Here is a 22,205-nt window from a genome sequence, read left to right on the forward strand (position 1 = left end):
CCACGAAGCAGTTCCTCATCTGCCCGGGCTGCCGCCGCTTACGGCTTTGCGCCATACCAGCGTGGGGTATAGACCCAGAGCCCCCCAGCTGCGCGGTCGAAGGTGCAGGTAGTGGAGGATCCAACCAGCACCATGGTGCGCATGTCGACCATTTCTGGCAGCAGTTCGGCCAGGGTGACTACCTTCAGCGTCTGCCCCGGCCTACCGATGTCACGACCAAGGACTACAGGCGTGTTCCCGTCACGGTGTCGGCGCACTACCTCCAGGGCCACACCGAGCTGGTGCGGCCTGGCCTTGGAGATCGGGTTGTAGAAGGCCAGCACCAGGTCGGCCTGGGCAGCCAAGTCCAGGCGTCTTTCAATGATGGACCAGGGCTTGAGGTTGTCCGACAGCGACATGACACAGAAGTCATGCCCCAGCGGTGCCCCTGCCTGGGCGGCGGTTGCCAGCGAGGCTGAAACCCCCGGCAGGATCTGCAGGTCGACGCGATGCCAGGCGGGGTCACTGGATTCGTGCAGCGCTTCGAGCACCGCAGCAGCCATGGCGAAAACGCCCGGGTCACCCGAAGACACCACCACCACCGAACGGCCTTGAGCCGCCAGTTCGAAGGCATGTCGGGCGCGCTGCATCTCTTCGCGGTTGTCGGTGCAGTGCAGCACCTGGTCGCCGCGGAACGGGCCAGCCATACGCACGTAGGTTTCGTAACCGAGCACATCTTCGGCCTGCGCAAGTTCGGCCTTGACCGCCGGCACCATCAGTTCCGCCGCACCTGGGCCAAGACCGATGACCGCCAGGCGACCGCGGCGGCGGCCGATCTGCGCTACGTCGACCGGGGCAGGCGCCACCGCGACCACGACTTCTCCAAGCGCTATCAACTCACTATCGGGCACCGCCGCAGCGACCATGCTGGCCACATCGCCTGGGCGGGTGGCGAAGCGCAAAGGGACACCCAGAGCCTGCGCAGCTTCGTGCAACGCGCTGTCGGCCATGGTTCGCTCGTCTGCCAGCACGCAGGCTACCGAGGGCTCGGCGATGCCGGCCTGCTGCAGTGCTGCGCGAATGCTGTGCAGATTGCCACCTGCAACGCCCACCACCACCAGGCGCGGGTGGATCAGCAGCTCGTCGCGGTTGGCCGGGCGCGCCTGATGCCCCACATGGATAGTGCGCTGCGCCGCTTCGCTAGCAGGCAACTGCGCCAGTTGCAGCCACGGAGCGTTACCTTCGATACGCACAGACTCACCCGCCAGCAGGTCGGATACAAAGCGTTTGCCTTGCTCGATGTCGGCCAATGCATAGCCCCGCGGCGGATTCAGCAGGCAAGTACCGAAGCGCAGCTCGCCACTGGTGGTAATGGCCGCGGAAACGCCCAGTGCGTCAGCGATTTCACGCGCCATCACGTTCACTCCGCCGAGGCCTCCGAGCAACGGCACTACCGCGCTACCATCCTCGGCCACGGCCAGTACTGGCGGCTCGCTGCCCTTCTCGCTGAGCAGGCTGGCGAGGCTGCGGATGACGATACCCGCGGCGCACAACGCGATGATCGGCGTGTCTTGCTGGTACAACCCGCGCAGGGTATCGCCGAAGGACGCGTACGACTGGTCCGCACCCTCGACACGCCCCTCAAGGCCATGGATCGTGGCCTGTGGATAACAGGCCTGGATACGCTGCGCTGTCGCAAGGCTGCCCGGGCCGAGAATGACGATGGCCGGTGCCTTGTGCATGTTCAGCCCTGCCATTTTTCCCCCGGCACGATAATCAGCGAGAAGTAGGGCGACGACTGCGGGTCGACCTGGTCCAGCGGCACGATCTTCTGGTTGGCCATGGTCGCCCGCTCCACATACAACGCACGCCGATCCAGCCCCAGTTCGGCCAGTACTTCGCGCACCTTGGGGAAGTTGCGCCCAAGTTTCATGATTACCGCTGCATCGGCGTCGGCCAGGCGGCGCTTGAGCTCTTCGGCGGGCAACACACCAGACAACACCGACAGGCTCTGGTTGCGGTACACCAGCGGCGCCCCCAGCACCGAAGCGCCACCGAGCATCGAGCAGACACCGGGAATCACTTCTGCCTCGTAGCGCTGCGCCAGGCGGTCATGCAAGTACATGTAGGAGCCATAGAAGAACGGGTCGCCTTCGCAAATCACCGCCACGTCGCGGCCGGCATCCAGGTGCTCGGCCACCTGCACGCTGGCCTCGTCGTAGAAGTCGCTGATCACTTGCTCATAGGACAGCGGCGCCGGCAGCACTTCGGTGGTGACCGGGTAAACCAGCGGCAGCAAGGTCTGCTCGGGCTGCAGGTGCGCCTCGATAATGCCGAAGGCATTGCCACGCTTGCCCTTGGCCACGAAGTAGCCGACCACCGGCGCCTCACGCAACAGGCGCAGGGCCTTGAGGGTAATCAGTTCAGGATCGCCAGGGCCCACGCCCAGGCCAAGCAGCCGTCCGCGCAGGGCCATCATTCCACCTCCGTGGCCAGGGCGTTGACCGCCGCAGCGGCCATCGCGCTGCCGCCCAGGCGGCCTTGCATGATCACGAACGGCACGCCACGGCTGTCGGCGGCGAGCATGGCCTTGGACTCGGCAGCGCCGACGAAACCGACCGGGAAACCGAGGATCAGCGCCGGTTTGGGCGCGCCGGCATCAAGCATTTCCAACAGGTAGAACAGCGCGGTAGGGGCATTGCCGATAACCACTACACTGCCTTCCAGGTGCGGGCGCCACAGTTCCAGGGCTACGGCGGAGCGGGTGTTGCCGGCGTCTTTGGCCAGGCCCGGCACGCTCGGGTCACGCAGGGTGCAGATGACTTTGTTGTCGGCTGGCAGGCGGGCCCGGGTGATGCCTTCGGCCACCATGTGCGCATCGCACAGGATCGGCGCGCCGTTGAGCAGCGCCTCGCGCCCGGCCCGTCCGGCACCTTCGGAGAACTGCAGGCCATCGATGGCGTCGACCATGCCACAGGCGTGGATCACGCGCACGGCGAGCTTTTCAAGGTCTGCGGGGATCCGCTCGAGTCGGGCTTCCTCGCGGATGATCCGGAAAGAATTGCGATAGATCTCCTGACCATCGCGGATGTAGTCAATCATCAAGGTGCTCCGTCGGCAGGTCGAGCATGGCGCCTGCTTCATTCAAGGTAAGGTCGGTGGCGCGCAGGGCACCGAAACCCGGCTGGCGCGCATCACGCAGGTACAGGTCGTAACGGCCCGGGGAACGGGCCAGCAGGGTGGCCGGGGCAACATGGGCCACAGCACAGGAACGGGGGCAGCCGGACAGGTGCACGCTGGCCGGCACGCCAGGGCCCAGCAGCGCGGCCAGGACAACCGCGTCGGCCTTGGTCTCGGCAAGGGCCTTGGCGCAGCCGCTGGCACCGGTGCAGGCGCTGATACGCGCCAGAGGTTCACGGTCGTGGCACAGCAACCCCAGCGCAGACAGTTCGGCCAGGGCCTGATCGAGGTGTTGTTCTTGCAGGTTGGTCAGCACCAGGCTTTGCCAAGGGCTAAGGCGCATGCTGGCATCGCCCAGTTCACGGGCAATACGTGCGGCACCGCGCAGCATCGCGGGGGTCAGGCGGCCTTGCGGCGGGGCGACGCCAAGGGCAATACCCTGCGCCTGGGGCAGCCTGCCCAACCACGAGGCGCGGTGCTGTTCACGCCGCCATGTGAGCACGGCGGCATCGCGGCGGATGTCCAGACCGAGCCCAGCGACAAAATCAGCTGTCGGGTACACCTCAAGCAGCTGGCGCATGCGCGCCTGCGTCGGGGATGCCAGATCGAGGAAGCGCTCCAGCACGGCGCGCACCAGCATCAGGCCCTGCGCCAGCGGCACCGCACCGAGCACCTGGCCCTCTGCCGGGCAACCTGCCAGGCCAAACGCCAGCCAGGTCTGCTGCTCCAGGTGCAGGGGCGACAGCCACAGGTCATGGGGGTGTTCGAGCATCGCCAGGCGCTCGCCTGCATCCAGCTGCACGGCGAACTTGGCCGACAACTGGTGAAAGCGCGGGGTACCTTCCAACAGGTCGAGGATCTGCCCGGCCAGCGGCCTGGCATCCAGCAGCATCGCCGGGTCATGCCCGGCCAGCGGGCTGAGCATCAGGTTGCGCACATCGTCACCGGCCGCCTCGCGTGGGCCCAGGCCGGCAGCGAGCAGGGTGTCGACCAGGGCTCGGTGCTCGTTACCGATGCCGCGAATCTGCAGGTTGCCACGGTTAGTAGCCTCGATCACGCCGCCAGCAAAGCGCTCGGCCGCCGCCGCCACGGCTTCGGCCTGCTCGGCCAGCAGCAGGCCGCCCGGCAGCTTGATGCGACAGATACCGCCATCACGGGCACTGACAATGCGCCACAACCCCGGGCAGGCCGAGGGGCGAGGCGATATGTGGGGGGTATGAGCCTGCGTCAAAGGGGCATCCGGCAGTCTGTGAAAGTGCGCTTGAGTGTAGAAGGCGCGGTATTATGCCTGCTTTGTCCGGCGGCATGAAAAGCCGGTGGTCGAGCATCCTCGGCGATTAAGTAGAAATTCAGGACCGCGTCGCCTTCTTCGCGGGCTCGCCCGCTCCCACAGGATCACTGCAGGCCGCACATGCTGCACTGTATCTGTAGGAGCGGGCTTGCCCGCGAAGGGGCGCGAAGCGGCCCCAAAAATGGCGGATTGAAATACATGACACCCTGGCTGACGGTAGTAGGCATCGGTGAAGACGGCTTCAGCGGCCTGGGCAAGCAAGCCCGACGCGCCCTGCTGGGCGCTGGGCGGGTCTTCGGCAGCCCGCGCCAGTTGGCCTTGCTGCCACGTTGCGTGACCGCTGAACAACTGGCCTGGCCCAGCCCGTTCTCGCTGGCCCCGGTGTTGAGCCTGCGTGGCGAGCCGGTGTGCGTGCTGGCCAGCGGCGACCCCATGTTCTACGGCGTCGGCGCCAGCCTGGCGCGCCAGGTGCCTGCTGCAGAAATGCGCGTGCTGTCGATGCCCTCTTCCTGCGCCCTGGCCGCTGCCCGCCTGGGCTGGCCGCTGCAAGACCTGCAGGTGGTGTCGCTGGTGGCCCGCCCCCTGGCAGCGCTCAATGCCCACTTGCACAGCGGCATGCGCCTGCTGGTGCTGAGCAACGATGGCGACAGCCCGGCGGCAATTGCCGCGCAGCTGCGCGAGCAAGGCTTCGGCCCAAGCCGCCTGCAGGTGTTCGAGCACCTGGGGGGCGTGGACGAACGTGCACTGGCCGGCACCGCCCAGGACTGGCCGCACACCGGGATCGCGGCGCTCAACCTGGTAGCCATCGAATGCCTGGCTACACCCGATGCGCCCCGCCTGCACCGGCTGGCCGGGCTGCCAGACACCGCATTCCGGCACGATGGCCAGTTGACCAAGCGTGATGTCCGCGCCATCACCCTGGCGCGCCTGGCACCGCAGCCTGGCGAACTGTTGTGGGATGTGGGCGCGGGCTGCGGCTCGATCGGCATCGAATGGATGCGCGCCCATCCGTCATGCCGTGCCCTGGCCATCGAGGCCGACGAAGGCCGCCAGGGTTTGATCGAGCATAACCGCGATACGTTGGGGGTACCTGGCCTGCAACTGGTTCGCGGCAAGGCGCCAGCGGCGCTGCAAGGCCTGGAGCAACCGGATGCGATCTTCATCGGAGGTGGCGTTACCCGCGAAGGTGTACTGGACCTGTGCTGGGCAAGCCTGCGCCCCGGCGGCCGCCTGGTGGCCAACGCCGTAACCCTGCAAAGCGAACTGGCCCTGGCGCATTTTCGCGAACAGCACGGTGGTGAGCTGACCCGCATCCATGTCGCTCATGCCCAGCCCTTGGGTGCGTTTGACACTTGGCGCCAGGCACTGCCGATCACCCTCCTGGAAGTATTGAAACCCGCCGATGCGTGAAGAAACCCGCGAACAGCCCGCACCTCTGCGCAGCGGCCTTACCACCGGCAGCTGCGCCACCGCCACCAGCCTGGCAGCGGCCAAGCTGCTGCTCACCGGGCAGCGTGACGATGCGGTGGACATCACCCTGCCCAAAGGCAAGGTCGTGCAGATGCGCCTGGAGTTCTGCCGCCTGACTGACGAGTACGCCGAAGCCGGCACCCTCAAGGATGCGGGTGACGACCCGGACGTGACCCACGGTGCCCTGCTCTATAGCCAGGTGCGCCTGCTGGCGGAACCTGGCATTGGTTTTGTCGCCGGCAGCGGCGTGGGCACGGTGACCCGGCCGGGGCTGGTGCTGGCGGTGGGTGAACCGGCCATCAACCCGGTACCTCGGCGCATGATCAGTGAGCACCTGCAACGCCTGGCCGACGCGTGCGGCTACCTTGGCGGCTTCGAGGTCACGGTCAATGTGCAAGGTGGCGAGCAACTGGCCCTGAAAACCATGAACCCGCGTCTGGGCATCCTCGGCGGGCTGTCGATCCTCGGCACCAGCGGAATCGTCCGGCCGTTCTCCTGCGCGGCCTACATTGCCTCGATCCACCAAGGCATCGACGTGGCCCACACCAACGGCTACACACACATAGCCGCGTGCACCGGCAATGCCAGCGAAGACACCATGCGCCGCGTCTACGGTCTGCCGGAAATCGCCCTGATCGAAATGGGCGATTTCGTCGGTGCGGTGCTCAAGCACCTGCGCAAGGTACCGGTGCCACGCCTGACCCTGTGTGGCGGCTTCGGCAAGATCAGCAAACTGGCCGCCGGGCACATGGACCTGCACAGCCGTCACTCCAGCATCGACTTGCCGCAACTGGCCGGTTGGGCCGCAGACATTGGCGCTGACGAAGCGTTACAGGCCGCCATCATTGCTGCCAACACCAGCCAGCAAGCGCTCGCCCTGGCTCATGCGGCCGGCATTGCCTTGGGTGACGCGGTGTGTGCCCACGCCCTGGCCTTTGCCCGTAGCGTCGTGTCGGCGCAGGTGCAAGTGGAAGTGTTCGCCATCGACCGGCAAGGCGGCATCGTCGGCCAGGCGGGTGTGCAATGACCGCGCGCATCCTGTTGCTGGGGGGGGTCACTGAAGCCCTGGCTATGGCCCGCCGGCTCGGGCCTCAACACGTCTATAGCCTGGCCGGTATCGGCCGCGTGCCACAGGGCTTGCAATGCCAGGTCCGGGTCGGGGGCTATGGCGGTGTCGAGGGCCTGACCCGCTACCTGCGCGAAGCAGGGATCACCCTGCTGATCGACGCCACCCATCCCTATGCCGCGCAAATCAGCCGCAATGCCGCCAGCGCCGCACGCAACGCCGGCATCCCGTGCTGGGCCTTGCGTCGCCCCGCCTGGCAGGCACAAGCAGGCGACGACTGGCGAGAAGTCGAGGACTGGGCAGGGTTGATCGAAGCACTGAAGCCGTTCCGCAGGCCACTGTTCACGCTGGGGCGCGAGCCGCTGCAGCACCTGGACGAGATTCCGCCGGAGCAGTTCTGGACCCTGCGTGCGCTGGAGGCGTGCCCTGGCAACGAGCGCTGCGAAGTGATTGGCGCACGTGGGCCGTTCCATATCGAGGATGAGCGGGCGTTGTTCCAGCGCCGCTACATCGATGTGCTGATCAGCAAGAACAGCGGCAGTGTGGCGACCGAGCCGAAGCTGGAAGTGGCGCGGGAGCTTGGCGTGCCGGTGCTTGTCCTGAAACGTCCGACGCTGCCGGAGGTGGACCGGACATTCGACTCACTGGCGGAGCTGGCAACAGCGCTCGCCCTTTAGGCGCTGCCTTTTCGCTGCCCAAAGGCGCTCCTACAACGATTTCAGACTTTTCTTCCAACTAACCAAGTGGCCTGTTGCAGCCCTGCTGCCTTAAACTCAACGCCCCTCCCTCGGAAGGTTTCACCCATATGGAAATGCAATGGTGGATCTGGCTGGTCTTCGGCATCGCGCTGATCCTGCTTGAACTGGTCCTGCCAACGTTCTTCATACTCTGGTTCGGCATCGGCGCCGTGCTGGTCTCGCTTATCTCGCTCGCCGCACCCAGCCTGCAACTGGACATGCAGGCCCTGCTGTGGGTACTGCTGTCGTCGGCCACCACTGTACTGTGGTTCAAAGTGTTTCGGCGCAAGCAGCCGGATGTGCGCTGGACCGCCGATAGCGTGATCGGCGAAGTGGGCCTGCTGACCGCTGCCGTGTCGGAGTTTCAGAAGGGCCGCGTACGCTTCCAGAAGCCGATCCTCGGCAACGAAGAGTGGACCTGCATCGCCGATAGCCAGATCGCCGTCGGCGAGCGAGTACGCCTGACCGCCATCGAGGGAAACACCGCCCGTGTTATCCGGGCCTGAATCCGCATTAAAAGGAATTTTGCAGCATGACCAGCCTCATCGTCGTCGGCGCCATCGCCCTGTTCGTCCTGATCACCGTGTTCAAGGGGGTGCGCATCGTGCCCCAGGGCGAGGAGTGGATCGTCGAACGCCTGGGCCGCTACAACAACACCCTCAAGCCGGGCCTCAACATCGTCATCCCCTACATGGACGTGGTCGCCTACCGCCTGCCGACCAAGGACATCATCCTCGATGTGCAGCAGCAGGAAATCATCACCAAGGACAACGCGGTAATCGTCGCCAACGCCCTGTGTTTCGCCAAGGTAGTCGACCCGCAGAAAGCCTCGTATGGCGTGCAGGACTTCTCGTTCGCCGTCACCAGCCTGACCATGACCTCGCTGCGCGCCATCGTCGGTGCAATGGACCTCGACGAGGCGCTGTCCAGCCGCGAGCAGATCAAGGCCCGCCTGCGCGATGCAATGTCCGAGCAGACCGAAGACTGGGGCGTGACCGTGCGCTCGGTGGAAATTCAAGACATCAAACCTTCGGAAAACATGCAACTGGCCATGGAACGCCAGGCCGCGGCCGAGCGTGAGCGCAAGGCCGACGTCACCCGTGCCGAAGGGGCCAAGCAGGCAGCAATCCTCGAAGCAGAAGCGCGCCTGCAGGCGGCCAGGCTGGATGCCGAGGCACAGATCAGCCTGGCCGAGGCATCGGCGCGGGCGATTTCGCTGGTGAAGGAAGCGGTGGGCAACGAGACCGTACCGGCCATGTACCTGCTGGGCGAGCGCTATGTGGGCGCGATGGAGAACCTGGCGGGCAGCAGCAATGCCAAGGTGGTGGTGTTACCCGCGGATCTGCAGGAGACCGTGCGTGGCTTGATGGGGCGTGGCAAGGTTTGAGCATGCCAGGGGCGGCTGCGCAGCCCCGATACCCGGCCCCTGCGTCACTTCACCGCACCCCGGCATTTTTACCTATACTCCGCCGTACAATAGCCACCACGATTCCTGACCGGATCTCTCCATGCCCCCACGTCGGCACATTGCCTGGATAGCCTGCCTTGCAGTGCTGTTCAACCTGCTGGCCATGCCGCTGTCCTCTGCTGCGCCCAAGGGCCCGGCCGAGCAGCTGCTGTGGGGGGCTTTCTGTTCCAGCATGGCCAACAAGGCCAACGTCGACGTCCAGGCCTTGGCCAAGATCGACCTCGGCCCGCAAAGTGATGCCAGCGCCGGCATGATGAACTGCTGGTGCTGCTCCGGTGCCGTGCCGCTGCTGGCCCTGCCCAGCTACCCGCCACAGTTGCACAACCCGCCGACACTGCTCGGCGGGCTGCTGCCGCCACCTGCCAAGTACCAGCCTACGCCGCGCCAGCTCTGGCCTGGGCTAAACCCTCGTGCCTCTCCGCTAACCTGAGTTCATCACGCTGTCTGCCTGAACCAGAACGGAAACGGAGATTCACCATGCTCAAGCACGCCCTCGTCATGGCCGCCCTGCTGCTGCCTGGCGCCTTTGCCAACGCCCACGAATACAGCGTGGGTGACCTGCATATTGCTCACCCGTGGTCGCTGCAACTGCCACCCAACGCGCCCAACGTCGCCGCATATTTCGTGGTGCACAACAATGGCCAGGCCGATGACCGCCTGCTCAGCGTGGACAGCCCCATCAGCGATGACGCGCAACTGCACGAGCATGCCATGAGCGCCAGCGGCGCCATGAAGATGCAACAGGTGCCCAGCGTGGTAGTGCCTGCCGGCAAGGACCTGACCTTTGCCCCCGGCGCGTACCACGTGATGCTGATGCAGCCCAAGGACAATAGCCTGCTCAGCGACGGCAAGCGCTTCCCGTTGACCCTGCACTTCGAAAAGGCCGGCGATATCACCGTCGAAGTGGCCGTGCAGAAGCAGGCGCCAGCGGACCAGTCGCAAGCCCACGAACACGCACACTGACACCTGCTGACAGGCACTCGCCATGAGCCTGCCGCGCAACCGCATCGGCCGTACCACCCGCCCTGAATTCAGGCGCGCCGGTGGCGGATGGCTGAGCCTGTTCGCCATGTGGATGATCTTCATCGGCCCGCTGATTTCCCAGTCGATGCCGATGGACCACCACGCGGGCATGAACATGCCGATGGACATGCCGATGGCGGCTGCCCATCAGCATGGCGGTGACACCCATCACGGCCACGGCGGCGATGGCCAGCTGCATGTGATGTGGGAAAAGTGCGGTTACTGCAGCCTGTTGTTCAATTGCCCGGCCCTGCCCCAGACCCTCAGCCCGCTCAGCGCCGGCAGCATCGTCCCCACCAGCCACCTGCTTGCGCCAACGCACCAGGGCCATGCCCGGCAGGCTGTATTCCCCGGTGCGCGCAGCCGCGCCCCGCCTTCTTCGATCAACGTCTGAAACCACATTTTGCGCACGACGCCAGGAGGCTTCGCGCTAACTCATGACTGATCGACTGGAATCATTATGTCCGGCTGCACCCCTGTTTTTGCCTTGTCCCTGCGTGGGACCATCGCCGCCCTGTGCGGCTCGCTGCTCGCCCCCATGGCCCTTGCCGCCGACCCTGGCCATGAAGGCCATGTGCACGACGCACCCGAGTTGAGCCCGACGGTGATCACCGCCGTGGCCCCGAGTTCGCCGCTGACCGTGGTCACCAACCCGAAAGACCCGCGCCAGCCAGTGCCGGCCAGCGACGGAGCCGACTACCTGAAGACCATCCCCGGCTTCTCGGCAATCCGTGCCGGCGGTACCAACGGCGACCCGGTATTGCGCGGCATGTTCGGCTCGCGTCTGAACATCCTCACCAACGGAGGCCTGATGCTTGGGGCCTGCCCCAATCGCATGGACGCGCCCACGTCCTATATTTCGCCAGAAACCTATGACCGCCTGACCGTGATCAAAGGCCCGCAGAGCGTCATCTGGGGCCCCGGCGGCTCGGCAGGCACCATCCTCTTCGAGCGCGAACCGGAGAAATTCGGCACCCTCGGCAGCCGCGTCAACGCAAGCCTGCTGGCCGGCTCCAACGGCCGCTTCGACAAGGTGCTGGATGCCGCGGCCGGCAACAGTCAGGCCTACGCCCGCTTCGTCGGCAACCAGTCACGTTCGGATGACTACCACGACGGCAACAACGACACCGTGCCGTCGCGCTGGGACAAGTGGAACGGCGATGTCGCTCTCGGTTGGACTCCCGACCAGGACACATTGCTGGAGCTGACTGCCGGCAAGGGTGATGGCGAAGCCCGGTACGCCGGGCGCGGCATGGACGGCTCGCAGTTCAAGCGCGAAAGCCTGGGCCTGCGCTTTGAGAAGTCCAACCTCGGCGAGGTGCTCGACAAGGTCGAGGCGCAGGTCTACTACAACTACGCCGACCATGTGATGGACAACTACAGCCTTCGCACACCGTCGGGCACCGGCATGATGGGCATGCCGATGGTCAGCAACGTCGACCGCCGCACCATGGGGGCACGCATCAAAGCCACCTGGCGCTGGGCCGACGTGCAGCTGATCAGCGGCATCGACGCGCAAACCAATGAACATCGACAGCGTGGCGGTATAGGTGTGGACGCACACAAGGGCCAGGCCTGGACCAAGGACGCCGACTTCCACAACTACGGCGCCTTCAGCGAACTGACCTGGTACGTCAGCGGTGAGGACCGCTTGATTACCGGCGCCCGTCTGGACCGCGCCTCGGCGCGCGACTTCCGCAAAACGAGCGCCACCGAAGGCGACACCCGCGCCGATACCCTGCCAAGCGGCTTCATCCGTTACGAGCACGACCTGGCGGCCATCCCGGCCACCACCTACATCGGCCTCGGCCATGCCCAGCGCTTCCCCGACTACTGGGAGCTGTTCTCACCCAAGCTGGCACCACCCGGCTCGGCCAATGCCTTCGACAGCATCAAGCCAGAAAAAACCACCCAGCTCGACTTCGGCATCCAGTACCGCACTGAACGCCTGGAGGCCTGGGCTTCGGGCTATGTCGGGCAGATTCGCGACTACATCCTGTTCGACTATCGCACTGGCATGATGGGCATGAGCACCTCGCAGGCGCAGAACATCGACGCCCGCATCATGGGTGGCGAACTGGGCGCCGCCTACCAGCTGACTGAAAACTGGAAGGCCGACGCCACGCTTGCCTACGCTTGGGGCAAGAACAGCAGCGATGGCAAAGCGCTACCTCAAATGCCTCCCCTGGAAAGCCGCATGGGCCTGACGTACAGCCGCGATGTGTGGAGCGTCGGCGCACTGTGGCGGCTGGTGGCGGCGCAAAACCGCATTGCCGAAAACCAAGGGAACGTCGTTGGCAAGGACTACGACAAGAGCGCCGGCTTCGGCGTGTTCTCCCTGAACGGCGCCTACAAGGTGAACAACAACCTCAAGCTCAGCGCAGGGGTCGACAACCTGTTCGACAAAACCTACGCCGAGCACTTGAACCTGGCCGGGAACGCCGGGTTTGGCTACCCGGCTACAGATCCACAGCCGGTCAACGAGCCAGGCAGGACCTTCTGGACCAAGGTCGACTTCAGCTTCTGACAACAACGGGCGCAGCTTCGGTTGCGCCCCTCAGCTGGTCAAAAAGGAGGTTCCCATGAGAGGAACACGCGTCTCATTCTATAACCTGGCCTGGCGTTGGCATTTCTATGCAGGGCTTTTCGTGGCCCCGTTCATGATCCTGCTGGCAATCACCGGCATCATCTACCTGTTCAAGCCCCAGCTCGACCCGCTGCTGTACCGCGATCTGATGGTGGTCGAGGCCGGCCACCACCGCCAGGGCGCAGACATGATGCTGGCTGAAGTGCGCCAGGCCTACCCCAAGGGCCACATCAGCCAATACCTGCCGCCACTGAATGCAGAGCGTAGTGCGCAGTTCGTGGTGCAGGACGGCGGGCGTGAACTGAACGTGTTCGTCGACCCATACAGCGGCAAGGTCCTCGGTGAGCAGGACGGCAAGCAGAACCTGCAGGCCGTCGCCCGCGCCCTGCACGGCGAACTGATGGTCGGCACGGTCGGCGACCGGCTGGTGGAACTGGCTGCGGGCTGGGGCATCGTGCTGGTGGTATCGGGCCTGTACCTGTGGTGGCCGCGCGGGCGCAATGGCGCCGGCGTGCTTTGGCCGCGGCTGTCGGCACGCGGCCGACTGCTGTGGCGTGACCTGCACGCGGTAACCGGCTTTTGGGGTTCGGCCTTGCTGTTGTTGATGCTGCTCAGCGGCATGACCTGGACCGGCCTGTGGGGCAAGCAGTACGCTGATTTGTGGAACCGCTTCCCGGCAGCCATGTGGAACGACGTGCCCAAGTCGGACCAGCAGGCGCGTGAACTGAACAGCGCGCACCGTCAGACTGTGCCCTGGGCCATGGAAAACACGCCGATGCCGCAGTCCGGTGCACACGCTGAGCATGCCGGGCACCACATGATGTCGGACATGCCCGCAGCGCCCCTGGTGAGCTTGCAGCAAGTCGAAGACATTGCCACCTCGCGTCAGGTCGAGCCGGGCTACAGCATTACTCTGCCCACCACTGCCGGCGGCGTGTTCACCATTGCCGTGTTCGCCGATGACCCGCGCAACGACGCCACCCTGCATGTCGACCAATACACCGGCAAGGTTCTGGCCGATGTGCGCTGGCACGACTACAGCCCGGTTGCCCGCGCCACCGAGCTGGGCGTGATGCTGCACGAAGGCAAGATGTTCGGGCCGCTGAACCAGATCATCATCCTGCTGGTGTGCCTGATGATCCTGCTGGGTTCGGTGAGCGGGCTGGTGATGTGGTGGAAGCGCCGGCCGGACGGCGGCCTGGGCGTACCGCCTTTGCGTCATGACCTGCCACGCTGGAAGGCGGCGGTGGCAGTGATGCTGGTGCTGGGGGTGATGTTCCCGCTGGTAGGGGTGTCGATGGTGGTGATGTGGGGGGTGGATAGTTTGGTGGTGAGGCGCCGCAGGGTCTTGGCCAGCGCTTGAGCCTTGTGTTGCCTGTGCTGGCCTCTTCGCGGGTAAACCCGCTCCTACAGGGGACCGCGTTGCCTTTGTAGGGGCGGGTTTACCCGCGAAGAGGCCGGTACAGGCCAAATGCTGAGCTGCAAATGGAGAGTCGATCTGTCGCGCCCCGAACTGGAACGCGCGTGTTAGCCTAGCCGGCTACCTCTGACAAGAAGACTGGCCTTTACAAGGGAATGCAGCCTATGACGCAAACCTCACCCATAGCGACAGATGAACCGCACCTGCAACGCAACCTGACCAACCGCCACATCCAGCTGATCGCCATCGGCGGCGCGATCGGTACCGGCCTGTTCATGGGCTCGGGCAAAACCATCAGCCTGGCTGGGCCATCCATCATCTTCGTCTACATGATTATCGGCTTCATGCTGTTCTTCGTCATGCGCGCCATGGGCGAACTGCTGCTGTCGAACCTGAACTACAAATCGTTCATCGACTTCTCCGCGGACCTGCTCGGCCCTTGGGCCGGCTACTTTACCGGCTGGACCTACTGGTTCTGCTGGGTGGTCACCGGCATTGCCGATGTGGTCGCGATCGCCGCCTACACGCAGTTCTGGTTCCCCGACCTGCCGCAGTGGATTCCAGCGCTGACCTGCGTAGGGTTGCTGCTGTCGCTGAACCTGGTAACCGTAAAAATGTTCGGCGAACTGGAGTTCTGGTTTGCCCTGGTCAAGATCGTGGCCATCCTTGGCCTGGTTGCCACCGGCCTGTACATGGTCATCACCGGCTTCACCTCGCCCAGCGGGCGCACCGCCCAACTGGCCAACCTGTGGAATGATGGCGGCATGTTCCCCCATGGCCTGATGGGTTTCTTCGCCGGTTTCCAGATCGCCGTGTTCGCCTTCGTCGGCATCGAGCTGGTGGGTACCACCGCCGCCGAAGCGAAGAACCCGGAACGCACCCTGCCGCGGGCGATCAACTCGATCCCGATCCGTATCATCGTGTTTTATGTGCTGGCGCTGATCGCGATCATGGCCGTAACCCCGTGGCGCGACGTGGTGCCAGGCAAGAGCCCGTTCGTTGAGTTGTTCGTGCTGGCAGGCCTGCCAGCGGCGGCGAGCATCATCAACTTCGTGGTGCTGACCTCAGCGGCCTCGTCGGCCAACAGCGGCGTATTCTCCACCAGCCGCATGCTCTACGGCCTGTCGCAGGAAGGTGACGCGCCCAAGGCCTTCGAAAAACTGTCGAGCCGTTCGGTGCCGGCCAACGGCCTGTACTTCTCGTGCACCTGCCTGTTGCTCGGTGCGGTGCTGATCTACCTGGTGCCGAACGTGGTCGAGGCGTTCACCCTGGTCACCACCGTCTCGGCGGTGCTGTTCATGTTCGTGTGGACGCTGATCCTGCTGTCGTACCTGAAGTACCGCAAAAACCGCGCGGCGCTGCATCAGGCCTCGAACTACAAGATGCCGGGCGGGCGCTTCATGTGCTACGTGTGCCTGTCGTTCTTTGCGTTCATCCTGGTGCTGCTGAGCCTGGAGGCGGATACGCGTTCAGCGCTGGTGGTAACGCCGATCTGGTTTGTATTGCTGGCGGTGACCTATCAGGGTGTGCGCAGCAAGCGTCATCCGCGCACGGCAGTGCGTAACGGCTGATGGCCTCTGGGGCTGCTCTGCAGCCCCAATCCTGTGCACACAAATCCATCAGGCACCAACCTGGATCCAACCAACGCCCCAACACCTCGCACAACCCCTCTATCCCGCACCTTTCTCCACTAGGCACACCCCTTGCAACGCCCTCCCCGCTTGCCCAACACCATAAAAAACTCAGCGGAGAGAGCACATGAAGCGTCGCAGTCTGATCAAGGCCCTTACCCTCAGCGCATCGATTGCGGCGATGGGCCTGAGCTGGAGTATCCAGGCCGCCGAGACCATCAAGGTCGGTATCCTGCATTCGCTTTCCGGGACCATGGCCATTTCCGAGACATCGCTCAAGGACATGGCGCTGATGACCATCGAGCAGATCAACGCCAAGGGTGGCGTGAACGGCAAGATGCTGGAACCGGTGGTGGTCGACCCGGCTTCCAACTGGCCGCTGTTCGCTGAAAAGAGCCGCCAACTGCTGACCCAGGACAAAGTGGCCGTGGTGTTCGGCTGCTGGACCTCCGTGTCGCGCAAGTCCGTTCTGCCGGTATTCGAAGAACTCAACGGCCTGCTGTTCTACCCGGTGCAGTACGAGGGCGAAGAAATGTCGCCGAACGTGTTCTACACGGGCGCCGCCCCGAACCAGCAGGCCATCCCGGCCGTGGAATACCTGATGAGCGAGGACGGCGGCAGCGCCAAGCGCTTCTTCCTGTTGGGCACCGACTACGTCTACCCGCGCACTACCAACAAGATCCTGCGCGCATTCCTGCACAGCAAAGGCGTGGCCGACAAGGACATCGAAGAGGTGTACACGCCGTTCGGCCACGCTGATTACCAGACCATTGTCGCCAGCATCAAAAAGTTCTCCGCCGGCGGCAAGACCGCTGTCATTTCCACAGTCAATGGTGACTCCAACGTGCCGTTCTACAAGGAACTGGCCAACCAGGGACTGAAGGCCACCGACGTGCCGGTGGTGGCCTTCTCGGTGGGCGAGGAGGAACTGCGCGGCATCGACACCAAACCGCTGGTGGGCCACTTGGCGGCATGGAACTACTTCGAATCGGTGGATAACCCGGTCAACCAGAAATTTGTCGCCGACTGGAAGGCCTACGCCAAGGCCAAGGGCCTGCCGGGTGCCGACAAGGCCGTGACCAACGACCCCATGGAAGCCACCTACGTAGGCATCCACATGTGGGCGCAAGCGGTGGAAAAAGCCAAGTCCACCGACGTCGACAAGGTGCGTGAAGCGCTTGCCGGGCAGAGCTTCGAGGCACCGTCGGGCTTCACCCTGACCATGGACAAGACCAACCACCACCTGCACAAGCCGGTGATGATCGGCGAGATTCAGGATGACGGGCAGTTCAGCGTAGTGTGGGAAACCGAGCAGCCACTGCGGGCGCAGCCATGGAGCCCGTTCATTCCGGGCAATGACAAGCGGCCAGATTACGCCGTGAAAGGTAACTGAGTGCATGGGGCTGCTTTGCAGCCCATTCGCGAGCTTGCCCGCTCCCACAGGATCCCCACTGCCCTCTGGACCGGTGAAATCCCTGTAGGAGCGGGTTCACCCGCGAAGAATCCAACACCGATTTCCAGGATTGCCCGCATGCTCAGACTCCTGCTCACACTTCTCCTGCTAATGCCCTTGGCAACCCACGCCAGCGAGGGTGAATTCTTTCTCACCGCCAAGCCCGCCGAGCAGGCCCGCCTGCTCGAAGGCTGGGCGGCGCAACCCGATGCCACGCGCCTGCCGCTACTGGAAAACCTGCGCCAGGGCCGCATCGCCACCGATGACACGCGCAAGGTACGCCTGAACAACCGCCTGCGCGGCCTGATCAACAACGCCCTGGCTAGCCATCAGTTGCTCAGCGACAACAGCGACACCCGCCTGGCCGCCGCACAACAACTGCAAAAAACCGCAAAACCCGCGCAAATGGCCTTCCTTGACCGGCGCTTCGCCAGCGAGCCGGACGCCGCCGTGCAGGCCGCCCTCGGCCTGGCACTGGCCAACCTGCAACTGGGCGCCAGCGAGCCTGCGGTACGCCTGGCCGCCGTGCGCCTGCTGGGTGAAACCGGCGACCCGCTGGCCCGCACCCGCCTCGAAGCCCTGCTGCAGCCCGATGCGGAACGCGACCCGGGCGTGCGTACAGCCGCCGAAACGAGCCTGGCCCAGGTCAAACGCAAACTGCTGGTCGGCGAACTGCTCGGCCAGGCCTTCAGCGGCCTGTCGCTGGGTTCGGTCCTGCTGCTGGCAGCGCTGGGCCTTGCGATCACCTTCGGCCTGCTCGGGGTGATCAACATGGCCCATGGCGAAATGTTGATGCTCGGCGCCTACAGCACCTACATGGTCCAGGTACTGCTGCAGCGTTTCGCCCCAGGCGCCATCGAGTTCTACCCGCTGATTGCACTGCCGGTGGCGTTTGCTGTCAGTGCCGGGGTAGGCATGGCGCTGGAGCGCACGGTGATCCGCCACCTGTACGGCCGCCCACTGGAAACCCTGCTGGCCACCTGGGGCATCAGCCTGATCCTGATCCAGGCCATCCGCCTGCTTTTCGGTGCGCAGAACGTCGAGGTGAGCAACCCGGCCTGGCTGTCCGGTGGCATCCAGCTGCTGCCCAACCTGGTGCTGCCGTACAACCGCCTGGTCATCATCGGCTTCGCCCTGGCCGTGGTGCTGCTCACCTGGCTGCTGCTCAACCGTACCCGGTTGGGCCTGAACGTGCGCGCAGTCACCCAGAACCGCAACATGGCCGCCTGCTGCGGCGTGTCCACCGGGCGCGTCGACATGCTCGCCTTTGGCCTTGGCTCGGGTATCGCCGGGCTCGGTGGCGTGGCCTTGAGCCAGGTGGGCAATGTCGGCCCGGACCTGGGCCAGAGCTACATCATCGACTCGTTCCTGGTGGTGGTGCTCGGCGGCGTCGGGCAGTTGGCCGGTAGCCTCTGGGCCGCGTTCGGCCTGGGCATCGCCAACAAGCTGCTGGAGCCGCAGATCGGTGCCGTGCTCGGCAAGATCCTCATCCTTGCGTTGATCATTCTGTTCATCCAGAAACGCCCGCAAGGCCTGTTCGCCCTCAAGGGACGGGTAATCGACTGATGAACCAGCCACTGCTTGTCACTGCTACGCAAAAGGCGGGCCCGCGCCTGACCCTTGCCATCGGCGCCGTCGTCGTCCTGCTGCTGGTGGCCTTGCCACTGTGCTCACTGCTGCCGGCAGACCACGCCCTGCAGGTGTCGGCCTACACCCTGACCCTGGTCGGCAAGATTCTCTGCTACGCCATCGTCGCCCTGGCCCTGGACCTGGTCTGGGGCTATGCCGGGCTGCTGTCGCTGGGCCATGGCCTGTTCTTCGCCTTGGGCGGCTATGCCATGGGCATGTACCTGATGCGGCAGGCAGCCGGCGACGGCCTGCCCGGGTTCATGGCCTTTCTGTCGTGGACCGAGCTGCCTTGGTACTGGGCCGGTACCCAGCATTTCGCCTGGGCCCTGTGCCTGGTGGTGCTGGCGCCCGGGCTGCTGGCGCTGGTGTTCGGCTGGTTCGCCTTCCGCTCGCGGATCAAGGGCGTGTACTTCTCGATCATGACCCAGGCCCTGACCTTTGCCGGCATGCTGCTGTTCTTCCGCAACGAAACCGGCTTCGGCGGTAACAACGGCTTCACCAGCTTCCGCACCATCCTCGGCTTCGACATTGCGGCCCAAGGCACACGCGCGGTGTTGTTCCTGCTGACCGTGGCCCTGCTGCTGGCCAGCCTGTACCTGTGCTGGCGCCTGACCCGCAGCAAGTTCGGCCGCCTGCTCACCGCCGTGCGTGACGCTGAAAACCGCATGATGTTCTGTGGCTACGACCCGCGCGGCTTCAAGCTGCTGGTATGGGTACTGAGCGCCGTGCTGTGCGGCCTGGCCGGTGCGCTGTACGTGCCGCAGGTGGGCATCATCAACCCCAGCGAGATGTCGCCGACCAACTCGATCGAAGCCGCCGTCTGGGTAGCCTTGGGCGGGCGCGGCACGCTGATCGGCCCACTGCTCGGTGCCGGTCTGGTCAATGGCATGAAAAGCTGGTTCACCGTGGCCTTCCCCGAGTTCTGGCTGTTCTTCCTCGGCGCGTTGTTCATCCTCGTCACCCTGTACCTGCCCAAGGGCGTGGTCGGCCTGTTGAAGAAAAGGAGCCAGCCATGAGAGGCGTGCCCCCAGTCCACCCGGAATTCATGCTGGAACCGGTATTCGACAACCTCGGTGCCGGGCGCGATGCCATTGGCCTGGGCCACAGCCGCAAGGCCGGCCTCGACACCCGCCACGGTACGGTGCTGAGCCTGGAAGACATCAGCGTCAGCTTCGATGGTTTCAAGGCGCTCAACACGCTGAACCTGTACATCGGGGTGGGCGAGCTGCGCTGCATCATCGGCCCCAACGGCGCCGGCAAGACCACGATGATGGACGTAATCACCGGCAAGACTCGTCCCGACAGCGGCACGGCTTACTTCGGCGATACCCTCGACCTGACCCGCATGAGCGAATACCAGATCGCCCAGGCCGGCATTGGCCGCAAGTTCCAGAAGCCCACAGTGTTCGAGGCGCTGACCGTATTCGAGAACCTGGAACTGGCGCTGAAGACCGACAAGTCGGTATGGGCCAGCCTGGCGGCGCGCCTTAGCGGTGACCAGCGCCAGCGCATCGAGGAAGTGCTGGCCACCTTGCGCCTGCTGCCGCTGGCCCAGCGCCAGGCCGGCTTGCTGTCGCACGGGCAGAAGCAGTTTCTGGAGATCGGCATGCTGCTGGTGCAGGAGCCGCAACTGCTGCTGCTGGATGAACCGGTAGCCGGCATGACCGATGCCGAGACCGAGTTTACCGCCGAGCTGTTCAAGGGCCTGGCCGGCAAGCATTCGCTGATGGTGGTGGAACATGACATGGGCTTTGTCGGCAGCATTGCCGACCATGTGACCGTGCTGCACCAGGGGAGCGTGCTGGCGGAAGGCTCGCTGGAGCAGGTGCAGGCGGATGAGCGGGTGGTCGAGGTGTATCTGGGCCGTTGACCGGATTTGAATTTTTGGCGCCTGTGCCGGCCTCTTCGCGGGCAAGCCCGCTCCTACAACGGGAACCGCCCCATGGCATTACGCCTCCTGTAGCGAAAAGGCGGGCACAGGCACAGCATCCCTTTCAGGAACTCTCACATGCTCAAGATCGACACCCTGCACCAGTACTACGGCGGCAGCCACATCCTGCGTGGCCTGTCCTTCGAAGCCAAGGTCGGCGAAGTGACCTGCCTGCTGGGCCGTAACGGCGTGGGCAAGACCACCTTGCTGCGCTGCCTGATGGGCCTGGTGCCCGCCCGCGACGGCAGCATCGAATGGGAAGGCAAGCCGATCACCGCGTTCAAACCACAGCAACGGGTGCAGGCCGGCATCGCCTACGTGCCCCAGGGCCGCGAAATCTTCCCGCGCCTCACCGTCGAGGAAAACCTGCTGATGGGCCTGTCGCGCTTCCCCGCCCGCGAAGCCCGCGAGGTACCGGCCTTCATCTACGAACTGTTCCCTGTGCTGGAGCAGATGAAGCAGCGCCGTGGTGGCGACCTCTCTGGCGGCCAGCAGCAACAGCTGGCCATCGGCCGCGCCCTGGCCAGCCGCCCGCGCCTGCTGATTCTCGACGAGCCGACCGAAGGCATCCAGCCGTCGGTGATCAAGGAGATCGGAGCGGTCATCCGCCGCCTGGCCGAGCGTGGCGACATGGCAATTTTGCTGGTGGAGCAGTTCTACGACTTCGCCGAAGCACTGGCTGACCAGTACCTGGTCATGGCCCGCGGCGAAATCATCCAGCGCGGTCGCGGCGAAAACATGCAAGCCGAAGGTGTACGCGGGCTGGTAACCATTTAATCTGCGAGCAACGACCTTGCGAGACGCTGTCATGAGCTACGAAATCCGCGATGCCCTGCCCACCGATGTGCCAGGCATACTCGACATCTACAACGACGCGGTGCTCAACACCACGGCGATCTGGAACGAAAACCCGGTAGACCTCGGCAACCGCCAGACCTGGTTTGAAGCGCGGGCGCAGCAGGGCTACCCGATTTTGGTAGCTACAGATGAGACGGGCGTACTGGGGTATGCCTCGTTCGGCGACTGGCGGCCGTTCGAGGGCTTTCGCCTGACCGTTGAGCACTCGGTGTACGTCCGCAGTGACCAGCGTGGCAAAGGGCTCGGGCCGGTGTTGATGGCGGCACTGGTCGAGCGCGCGCGCGGGTGTGGCAAGCATGTGATGGTGGCAGCGATCGAGCGTGGCAATGCAGCGTCGGTGCGCCTGCATGAGCGACTGGGCTTCGTGGTGACCGGACAGATGCCGCAGGTGGGGGTGAAGTTTGGCCGCTGGCTGGATCTGACCTTCATGCAGCTGGTGCTGAACCCGGGCGCCGAACCGGCCTGAAATGCGGTCCATTGTGG

Annotated in this window: 21 protein-coding genes; 17 read left to right on the top strand and 4 right to left on the bottom strand. The window is 64.7% G+C overall.

Going from position 1 to position 22,205, the window contains the following annotated elements:
• Positions 1 to 38: 38 nt before the first annotated feature.
• From cobJ to cobG, 4 genes are read right to left on the bottom strand one after another with little or no spacing between them, the layout of a single operon-like run.
• Entirely contained in the window at positions 39 to 1,736 is a 1,698-nt protein-coding gene (gene cobJ, locus ACE4QZ_RS24790) for a precorrin-3B C(17)-methyltransferase (protein ID WP_021784414.1), read from the bottom strand.
• Positions 1,724 to 2,455, bottom strand: coding sequence for a precorrin-2 C(20)-methyltransferase (locus ACE4QZ_RS24795; protein ID WP_031322566.1), 732 nt, complete (start codon positions 2,453 to 2,455; stop codon positions 1,724 to 1,726). The genes cobJ and ACE4QZ_RS24795 overlap by 13 nt, the downstream gene beginning before the upstream one ends.
• Complete coding sequence (locus tag ACE4QZ_RS24800) at positions 2,455 to 3,081, bottom strand: precorrin-8X methylmutase (RefSeq protein WP_003257545.1); 627 nt, start codon at positions 3,079 to 3,081, stop codon at positions 2,455 to 2,457. Before ACE4QZ_RS24800 ends, ACE4QZ_RS24795 begins: the two co-directional genes overlap by 1 nt.
• Positions 3,074 to 4,405: a precorrin-3B synthase gene (gene cobG / locus ACE4QZ_RS24805; protein WP_031322568.1), complete on the bottom strand. Its 1,332-nt coding sequence runs from the start codon at positions 4,403 to 4,405 to the stop codon at positions 3,074 to 3,076. The genes ACE4QZ_RS24800 and cobG overlap by 8 nt, the downstream gene beginning before the upstream one ends.
• 243 nt (positions 4,406 to 4,648) lie before the next feature.
• Between cobG and ACE4QZ_RS24810 the strand changes: the two genes are divergently transcribed.
• The 17 genes from ACE4QZ_RS24810 to ACE4QZ_RS24890 all read left to right on the top strand — a co-directional run bounded on the left by ACE4QZ_RS24810 (position 4,649) and on the right by ACE4QZ_RS24890 (position 22,188).
• Positions 4,649 to 5,860: a bifunctional cobalt-precorrin-7 (C(5))-methyltransferase/cobalt-precorrin-6B (C(15))-methyltransferase gene (locus ACE4QZ_RS24810; protein WP_021784417.1), complete on the top strand. Its 1,212-nt coding sequence runs from the start codon at positions 4,649 to 4,651 to the stop codon at positions 5,858 to 5,860.
• Positions 5,853 to 6,947 (top strand): cobalt-precorrin-5B (C(1))-methyltransferase, encoded by a 1,095-nt coding sequence (locus ACE4QZ_RS24815; RefSeq protein WP_103463096.1) that lies wholly within the window; start codon positions 5,853 to 5,855, stop codon positions 6,945 to 6,947. The genes ACE4QZ_RS24810 and ACE4QZ_RS24815 overlap by 8 nt, the downstream gene beginning before the upstream one ends.
• The gene (locus tag ACE4QZ_RS24820; protein ID WP_028697869.1) at positions 6,944 to 7,663 is read left to right on the top strand and encodes a cobalt-precorrin-6A reductase; all 720 of its coding nucleotides are present in this window, start codon (positions 6,944 to 6,946) and stop codon (positions 7,661 to 7,663) included. Before ACE4QZ_RS24815 ends, ACE4QZ_RS24820 begins: the two co-directional genes overlap by 4 nt.
• Before the next feature lie 128 nt (positions 7,664 to 7,791).
• The gene (locus tag ACE4QZ_RS24825; protein ID WP_021784420.1) at positions 7,792 to 8,229 is read left to right on the top strand and encodes an NfeD family protein; all 438 of its coding nucleotides are present in this window, start codon (positions 7,792 to 7,794) and stop codon (positions 8,227 to 8,229) included.
• A 26-nt stretch (positions 8,230 to 8,255) separates the two neighbouring features.
• Positions 8,256 to 9,110, top strand: a complete 855-nt coding sequence (locus tag ACE4QZ_RS24830; RefSeq protein WP_021784421.1) for an SPFH domain-containing protein — start codon at positions 8,256 to 8,258, stop codon at positions 9,108 to 9,110.
• 121 nt (positions 9,111 to 9,231) lie between these two features.
• Positions 9,232 to 9,621 carry a DUF2946 domain-containing protein gene (locus ACE4QZ_RS24835; RefSeq protein ID WP_021784422.1) on the top strand — a complete coding sequence of 130 codons (390 nt, stop codon included), beginning with the start codon at positions 9,232 to 9,234 and terminating at the stop codon, positions 9,619 to 9,621.
• Positions 9,622 to 9,668: 47 nt separating this feature from the next.
• A complete protein-coding gene (locus tag ACE4QZ_RS24840) occupies positions 9,669 to 10,154 on the top strand; it encodes a copper chaperone PCu(A)C (protein WP_103463098.1) in 486 nt (161 codons plus the stop codon).
• Between the two features lie 22 nt (positions 10,155 to 10,176).
• Positions 10,177 to 10,608, top strand: coding sequence for a DUF2946 domain-containing protein (locus ACE4QZ_RS24845; RefSeq protein WP_101196734.1), 432 nt, complete (start codon positions 10,177 to 10,179; stop codon positions 10,606 to 10,608).
• Between the two features lie 66 nt (positions 10,609 to 10,674).
• Positions 10,675 to 12,741, top strand: a complete 2,067-nt coding sequence (locus ACE4QZ_RS24850) for a TonB-dependent copper receptor (protein ID WP_279934981.1) — start codon at positions 10,675 to 10,677, stop codon at positions 12,739 to 12,741.
• A 55-nt stretch (positions 12,742 to 12,796) separates the two neighbouring features.
• On the top strand, positions 12,797 to 14,164 hold the full coding sequence (locus ACE4QZ_RS24855) for a PepSY-associated TM helix domain-containing protein (RefSeq protein WP_021784426.1): 1,368 nt from the start codon (positions 12,797 to 12,799) through the stop codon (positions 14,162 to 14,164).
• A gap of 221 nt (positions 14,165 to 14,385) precedes the next feature.
• Positions 14,386 to 15,792 carry a D-serine/D-alanine/glycine transporter gene (gene cycA, locus ACE4QZ_RS24860; protein ID WP_021784427.1) on the top strand — a complete coding sequence of 469 codons (1,407 nt, stop codon included), beginning with the start codon at positions 14,386 to 14,388 and terminating at the stop codon, positions 15,790 to 15,792.
• A gap of 187 nt (positions 15,793 to 15,979) precedes the next feature.
• Positions 15,980 to 17,245, top strand: coding sequence for an urea ABC transporter substrate-binding protein (gene urtA / locus ACE4QZ_RS24865; RefSeq protein ID WP_003249642.1), 1,266 nt, complete (start codon positions 15,980 to 15,982; stop codon positions 17,243 to 17,245).
• Positions 17,246 to 17,383: 138 nt separating this feature from the next.
• Positions 17,384 to 18,871, top strand: coding sequence for an urea ABC transporter permease subunit UrtB (gene urtB, locus ACE4QZ_RS24870; protein ID WP_021784428.1), 1,488 nt, complete (start codon positions 17,384 to 17,386; stop codon positions 18,869 to 18,871).
• Positions 18,871 to 19,950 (top strand): urea ABC transporter permease subunit UrtC, encoded by a 1,080-nt coding sequence (urtC, locus tag ACE4QZ_RS24875; protein ID WP_021784429.1) that lies wholly within the window; start codon positions 18,871 to 18,873, stop codon positions 19,948 to 19,950. The genes urtB and urtC overlap by 1 nt, the downstream gene beginning before the upstream one ends.
• Complete coding sequence (gene urtD / locus ACE4QZ_RS24880) at positions 19,947 to 20,804, top strand: urea ABC transporter ATP-binding protein UrtD (protein WP_021784430.1); 858 nt, start codon at positions 19,947 to 19,949, stop codon at positions 20,802 to 20,804. Before urtC ends, urtD begins: the two co-directional genes overlap by 4 nt.
• Before the next feature lie 138 nt (positions 20,805 to 20,942).
• On the top strand, positions 20,943 to 21,641 hold the full coding sequence (gene urtE / locus ACE4QZ_RS24885; protein WP_003249634.1) for an urea ABC transporter ATP-binding subunit UrtE: 699 nt from the start codon (positions 20,943 to 20,945) through the stop codon (positions 21,639 to 21,641).
• Between the two features lie 31 nt (positions 21,642 to 21,672).
• Positions 21,673 to 22,188 carry a GNAT family N-acetyltransferase gene (locus ACE4QZ_RS24890; RefSeq protein WP_021784431.1) on the top strand — a complete coding sequence of 172 codons (516 nt, stop codon included), beginning with the start codon at positions 21,673 to 21,675 and terminating at the stop codon, positions 22,186 to 22,188.
• Positions 22,189 to 22,205: the final 17 nt, after the last annotated feature.

Origin of the sequence: Pseudomonas sp. DCA-1, from assembly GCF_046523955.1 — a bacterium.
Taxonomy (GTDB): Bacteria; Pseudomonadota; Gammaproteobacteria; order Pseudomonadales; family Pseudomonadaceae; genus Aquipseudomonas; species Aquipseudomonas putida_Y.

Bases quoted from the DNA above. Each gene is read 5' to 3' on its own strand.
- ACE4QZ_RS24810 (WP_021784417.1), top strand. From the start codon at position 4,649: ATGACACCCTGGCTGACGGTAGTAGGCATCGGTGAAGACGGCTTCAGC.
- ACE4QZ_RS24855 (WP_021784426.1), top strand. From the start codon at position 12,797: ATGAGAGGAACACGCGTCTCATTCTATAACCTGGCCTGGCGTTGGCAT.
- ACE4QZ_RS24795 (WP_031322566.1), bottom strand. From the start codon at position 2,455: ATGGCCCTGCGCGGACGGCTGCTTGGCCTGGGCGTGGGCCCTGGCGAT.
- ACE4QZ_RS24835 (WP_021784422.1), top strand. From the start codon at position 9,232: ATGCCCCCACGTCGGCACATTGCCTGGATAGCCTGCCTTGCAGTGCTG.
- urtA (WP_003249642.1), top strand. From the start codon at position 15,980: ATGAAGCGTCGCAGTCTGATCAAGGCCCTTACCCTCAGCGCATCGATT.
- ACE4QZ_RS24830 (WP_021784421.1), top strand. From the start codon at position 8,256: ATGACCAGCCTCATCGTCGTCGGCGCCATCGCCCTGTTCGTCCTGATC.
- cobJ (WP_021784414.1), bottom strand. From the start codon at position 1,736: ATGGCAGGGCTGAACATGCACAAGGCACCGGCCATCGTCATTCTCGGC.
- ACE4QZ_RS24840 (WP_103463098.1), top strand. From the start codon at position 9,669: ATGCTCAAGCACGCCCTCGTCATGGCCGCCCTGCTGCTGCCTGGCGCC.
- urtD (WP_021784430.1), top strand. From the start codon at position 19,947: ATGAGAGGCGTGCCCCCAGTCCACCCGGAATTCATGCTGGAACCGGTA.
- urtE (WP_003249634.1), top strand. From the start codon at position 20,943: ATGCTCAAGATCGACACCCTGCACCAGTACTACGGCGGCAGCCACATC.
- ACE4QZ_RS24850 (WP_279934981.1), top strand. From the start codon at position 10,675: ATGTCCGGCTGCACCCCTGTTTTTGCCTTGTCCCTGCGTGGGACCATC.
- ACE4QZ_RS24845 (WP_101196734.1), top strand. From the start codon at position 10,177: ATGAGCCTGCCGCGCAACCGCATCGGCCGTACCACCCGCCCTGAATTC.
- urtB (WP_021784428.1), top strand. From the start codon at position 17,384: ATGCTCAGACTCCTGCTCACACTTCTCCTGCTAATGCCCTTGGCAACC.
- ACE4QZ_RS24890 (WP_021784431.1), top strand. From the start codon at position 21,673: ATGAGCTACGAAATCCGCGATGCCCTGCCCACCGATGTGCCAGGCATA.
- ACE4QZ_RS24800 (WP_003257545.1), bottom strand. From the start codon at position 3,081: ATGATTGACTACATCCGCGATGGTCAGGAGATCTATCGCAATTCTTTC.
- urtC (WP_021784429.1), top strand. From the start codon at position 18,871: ATGAACCAGCCACTGCTTGTCACTGCTACGCAAAAGGCGGGCCCGCGC.
- ACE4QZ_RS24825 (WP_021784420.1), top strand. From the start codon at position 7,792: ATGGAAATGCAATGGTGGATCTGGCTGGTCTTCGGCATCGCGCTGATC.
- ACE4QZ_RS24820 (WP_028697869.1), top strand. From the start codon at position 6,944: ATGACCGCGCGCATCCTGTTGCTGGGGGGGGTCACTGAAGCCCTGGCT.
- ACE4QZ_RS24815 (WP_103463096.1), top strand. From the start codon at position 5,853: ATGCGTGAAGAAACCCGCGAACAGCCCGCACCTCTGCGCAGCGGCCTT.
- cycA (WP_021784427.1), top strand. From the start codon at position 14,386: ATGACGCAAACCTCACCCATAGCGACAGATGAACCGCACCTGCAACGC.